Here is a 4,787-nt window from a genome sequence, read left to right as displayed (position 1 = left end):
GCCGCATCATCGAGCACAGCCTCGATCTCGCGCCTGGCATCATCAAGATTCTGGCCCGGAAACAGCCCCATGCGCACATCGAACACGCACCAGGCCGGCACTGAACTGGTCCAGTCGCCGCCCTGAATTTTGCCGATATTGAGATTGAGCGCGTGGCTGTGTCCGGCGTAATCGGCGGGCCGGCGCGCAGCCTCGTTCCAGCGGTGCTCCATTTCGTGCAGCGCCGAAATCAGCGGGATCGCTGCCTCGATGGCGTTGGAGCCGCTGCCGGCATAGGCGACATGGACCGGGATGCCCTTGAGATGCACCTGGAACCACAGCACACCCAGTTGCGCGGTGACCAGTTTTTCCTCGAACGGTTCGGGAATCAACGCCGCATCGGCGCGATAGCCGCGCTGCAAACAGGCGAGCGCGCCATTGCCGGTGCATTCCTCCTCGACCACCGACTGGATGAACACATCACCAGCCGGCGCGAACCCGATGTGGCGCAACGCATCGAGCGCGAACAGGTTGGAAGCCAGACCCGCCTTCATGTCGCCCGCACCGCGGCCATACATCCAGCCATCCTCGATGCGCGGCGCGTAGGGCGGCGTGTCCCACATGTCGAGCGGGCCTTCGGGCACCACGTCGACATGGCCGTTGAGGATCAGGCTCCTGCCGTTACCACTTTTGGTCCTGTGGCTGCCGACCACATTGACCGCATCCTCGTAATTGCCGATCACCGGCGAGAACCCCGGAAGACCGGCGATATCGGCAATATCAACATTCCATCGGTCGACTTCATAGCCGCGCGTGGCAAGTTCGCCCGCCATGAAGCCCTGCGCCGATTGTTCATGGCCACGGGTCGACGGGTGCGAGGTGAGCTCGGCCAGAAACTCGATCTCGCGGTCGAACACGGCGTCAACGGCTTTGAGGATCCGGGTTTCATCTTCCGGTGTCATCATGGCTATCACTCCTAAAATGTCGGAATCGGTCCTTCGGGCACGATCAACGGCGCGCCGGTGGCCTCACGCACTTCGGCCAGGCTCACACCTTCAGCCAGTTCGACCAGATGCAGACCATCCGATTTCACATCGCACACAGCCATGTCCGTATAAATCCGGTGGACACAACCCACCGCCGTCAGCGGCAGGGTGCAGCGCTCCAGGATCTTCGGATTGCCGTGCTTGTCGGTGTGGGTGGTGAGAACTCCCACCTGCCGCGCCTTTTGCGCCAGTTCGATCGCGCCGCCAACGCCGGCGGCAAACTTGCCGGGAATGATCCAGTTGGCCAGATCACCATTGGCCGCGACCTCGAACGCGCCGAGCAGGGTCAGATCCAGCCGCCCTCCCCGCACCAACGCGAACGATACGGCGCTGTCGAAGAACGATCCGCCCGGAGCGCAGGTGATATAGCCGCCGCCGGCATCAATCAGGTTGCGGTTGGCCTGCCCCGGCGCCGCCAGCCCGCCGACACCGGCAATGCCGTTTTCGGAATGCAGGCAGACGAGGCAATCGGGAGCGACAAAGTTCATCACCTGGGTCGGAAGACCGATCCCCAGGTTGACCGTCATGCCGGGCTGGATATCGCCAGCCGCCCGGGCGAGCATTCTGTCCTTAGCGCTTGACGACACCATACACCTCCGTCAGTTCGGCGAGAGCCACCAGATGGTCGACGAACGGCGCCGGCGTATGCACGGCATCGGGATCAATGCTGCCGATCGGCGTGATGGTTTCGGCTTCGGCAATCGTGCATTCGGCAGCCATCGCCATCAGCGGATTGAAATTGCGCGCCGTGGCCGCGTAGGCCAGATTCCCCGCAACATCGGCACAGGCCGCATGGACAAGCGCGAAATCGGCCTCCAGCGCCGGCTCGAACAGATAGGTTTCACCATCCACCTCGACCCGTTGCTTGCCTTCGGCCAGCAGCGTGCCGATGCCGATATCGGTGACAAATCCCTTCAGCCCGGCACCGGCGGTGCGGATGCGTTCGGCCAGAATGCCCTGGGCAACGAATTCGACTTCGATCGCGCCGGAATTCATCATCCGCACCGCGTTGCCATTGAGCCCGACATGACTGGTGATCAGACGCTTGACCATTCCCGCAGCAAGCAGCCAGTCGACGCCCATTCCAGGCTCGTTGGCGTCGTTCTTGATGATGGTGAGATCTCTCGGACCCTGCCGGACCAGTTCCTCGATCAGCAGGAACGGTGTTCCGGGCACGCCGAACCCGCCGAGCATGATGCGCGCGCCATCGGGAATTTGCGCGATGGCATCGCTCATCGAAGTGGATTTGTCCCATGCCGGCATCAGCGGACCACCGGCAGGTTCATTTCGGCAGCCATCGCATCCAGGCATTCGACCAGGGTATGGATGATTTCACCGACCTGTGCGGGCGTGATTATCAGCGGCGGGCAAACCAGAAAATGATCGCCCTCATGACCACCGCGCGTGCGCCGCGAATAGATGATCAGCCCGCGCTCATAGGCCAGATCGACCAGACGGTTATAGGCATTGAGCCCCTTGGGCAGCGGCGTCATCGTCTCGCGGTCCGACACAAGTTCGAAAGCCAGCAGCAAGCCCTTGCCGCGGACATCGCCGATGAACGGATAGCGGTCCATCAGTTCGCCCAGTTCGGCCTTGAGCAAGCGTCCCATCTGCCTTGCATTGTCGACAAGGTTGAGGCGATCCATTTCTTCCAGCACCGCGCAACCGGCGGCACAGGCGAGCGGATTGCCGGCATAGGTGAAGCCGTGCATGAAGCCGCCGGTATCGAGTACCTTGTCGACGATTGCATTCTGCGCCACCATCGCGCCCAGCGGCGAATAGCCCGCGGCAAAGCCCTTCGACAGCGCCACGATGTCGGGGATCACGCCCCAGTGCTCGGAAGCGACAAACTTGCCGGTGCGGCCTGCCCCGGTCATCACCTCGTCATAGATCAGCAGGATGCCGAACTCGTCGCAGATCTCGCGGATACGTCCGTAGTAGCTGTCGGGCGCCACCAGCGCACCGGTGGAGGCCCCGCCGACAGGCTCCATGATGAACGCCAGCACGGTGTCCGGCCCTTCGGCGATGATCTTGTCGCGCAGCATGTCGGCATATTTCAGGCCACGGTCTTCGTCGCTGAGATTGTCGCGGTCGAGATAGCACAGCGGTGCCGGGATCTTGGGCATTTGGCGCAACATTGGCTCGAACGGCTTGGTCAGCGGATCGTAGCCGGTGAGCGCCACCGCGCCGAGCGTGCCGCCATGATAGGAGGGAAATCGCGAGATCACCTTCCAGCGGCTTGCCTCGCCGATTGCCAGCGCATATTGCCGGGCCAGCTTGATGGTGCTTTCCACCGCTTCCGACCCGCCCGAAACGAAAAACACGCGGTCGAGCCCCTCGGGCATCCGCGCAGCCGTCATCCGTGCCAGTTTTTCCGCCGCCTCGTTCTGGAAATGCAGCCGGTAGCCGAAGGTGGCCTTCTCCATCTGCACTTTCATGGCGGCCAGCACATTGGCATTGGAATGGCCGATATTGGACACCATCGCACCGCTCGATCCGTCGAGATAGCGTTTTCCCGTAGTGTCATAAAGATAGATGCCCTCGGCCCGGTCCAGCATCGGACGGGTCAGACGGGACTGATAGAAAAGATTGGACTTCAGGTCTGCGCCGCTGGTCTTCACGTTAGTTTTGTCCTTTGAGGTGTTTGCGCAGGAAATTCTGCGTGCGTTCATTGGCAGGGTTCTTGAAGATAACCTCTGGTGGGCCTTCCTCGACGACGACGCCCTGATCCATGAACAGGACCCGGTCGCACACGTCCTGGGCAAAGCCCATCTCGTGGGTGACGATGATCATGGTCATGTGTTCCTCGGCGAGTTGCTTCATCACCAGGTTGACCTCCTCGACCAGTTCCGGGTCGAGCGCCGAGGTGGCTTCGTCAAACAGCATCACCTTGGGCTTCATCGCCAGCGCGCGGGCAATGGCGACGCGCTGCTTCTGACCGCCTGAAAGCTGGGATGGGTAATAATCGATCCGGTCGAGCAGCCCGACCTTGTTCAACTGCTCGATGGCCAGCGTATCGGCCTCGGCCTTGGAGATGCCTTTCAGCATCTTCGGCGCCAGCGTGATGTTCTCGCGAACCGTCAGATGCGGGAACAGGTTGAAGTGCTGGAACACCATGCCGATGTTCTGGCGCACATTGTTGATATGCGCCTCGTACTGCCGCGGCGGCAGCGCCTTGTTGACCTGGGTGTCATCAAGCCAGACCTCGCCCGAGGTCAGCGGATCGAGATCATTGATGGCGCGCAGCAGCGTCGACTTGCCCGAGCCGCTGGGGCCGATGATCGCCACGATCTGGCCTTTTTGCACCTGCAGGCTGATGTCCTTGAGCACTTCGAGCGAACCGTAACTCTTGGCTGCGTGCCTGATGTCGATGATCGGTCTGTCGGTCATGCGGGTCTCCCTGTCAGCACTAGCGGGCGAGCTGGATGCGGCGCTCGATGCGGCGCAGTCCGGCCTCGAGGCCAAGATTGATGACGTAGTAGCAGGCAGCCGCGGCGACATAGAATTCGAACGGCCGGAAGGTGCGTGAAATCGCCATTTGCGAGGTCAGCGTCAGTTCGGTCACGCCGATCACCGAGACCAGCGCGGAATCCTTCAAAAGCGCGATCATGTTGTTGCCGATCGGCGGCACCACCGAGCGCACCGCCTGCGGCACGATGATCTTGCGCAAGGTCTGGATCCGGCTCAGCCCCAGCGTCCGCGCGCCCTCGTACTGCCCCTTGTCGACAGCCAGAATACCGGCCTGGATAATGTCGGAATTGT

The 4,787-nt window shown here is 61.9% G+C and carries 6 protein-coding genes; all 6 read right to left on the bottom strand.

What is annotated here, in order from left to right:
* On the bottom strand, nt 1-944 hold a 944-nt coding region (locus ABJN75_RS20620; protein ID WP_348441479.1), incomplete at its 3' end, for an ArgE/DapE family deacylase.
* Nucleotides 945-955: 11 nt separating this feature from the next.
* Nucleotides 956-1,612: a 3-oxoacid CoA-transferase subunit B gene (locus tag ABJN75_RS20615; RefSeq protein WP_348441478.1), complete on the bottom strand. Its 657-nt coding sequence runs from the start codon at nt 1,610-1,612 to the stop codon at nt 956-958.
* The gene (locus ABJN75_RS20610; RefSeq protein WP_348441477.1) at nt 1,596-2,288 is read right to left on the bottom strand and encodes a CoA transferase subunit A; all 693 of its coding nucleotides are present in this window, start codon (nt 2,286-2,288) and stop codon (nt 1,596-1,598) included. Before ABJN75_RS20610 ends, ABJN75_RS20615 begins: the two co-directional genes overlap by 17 nt.
* On the bottom strand, nt 2,288-3,583 hold the full coding sequence (locus tag ABJN75_RS20605) for an aspartate aminotransferase family protein (RefSeq protein ID WP_348441480.1): 1,296 nt from the start codon (nt 3,581-3,583) through the stop codon (nt 2,288-2,290). Before ABJN75_RS20605 ends, ABJN75_RS20610 begins: the two co-directional genes overlap by 1 nt.
* Before the next feature lie 64 nt (nt 3,584-3,647).
* Complete coding sequence (locus ABJN75_RS20600) at nt 3,648-4,415, bottom strand: amino acid ABC transporter ATP-binding protein (protein WP_348441476.1); 768 nt, start codon at nt 4,413-4,415, stop codon at nt 3,648-3,650.
* Nucleotides 4,416-4,434: 19 nt separating this feature from the next.
* A partial coding sequence (locus tag ABJN75_RS20595; RefSeq protein WP_348441475.1) for an amino acid ABC transporter permease occupies nt 4,435-4,787 on the bottom strand: 353 nt, incomplete at its 5' end.

It is taken from the genome of Hoeflea sp. (genome assembly GCF_039975035.1).
Taxonomy (GTDB): Bacteria; Pseudomonadota; Alphaproteobacteria; order Rhizobiales; family Rhizobiaceae; genus Hoeflea.
This window is presented reverse-complemented; position numbering and strand designations above follow the sequence as displayed.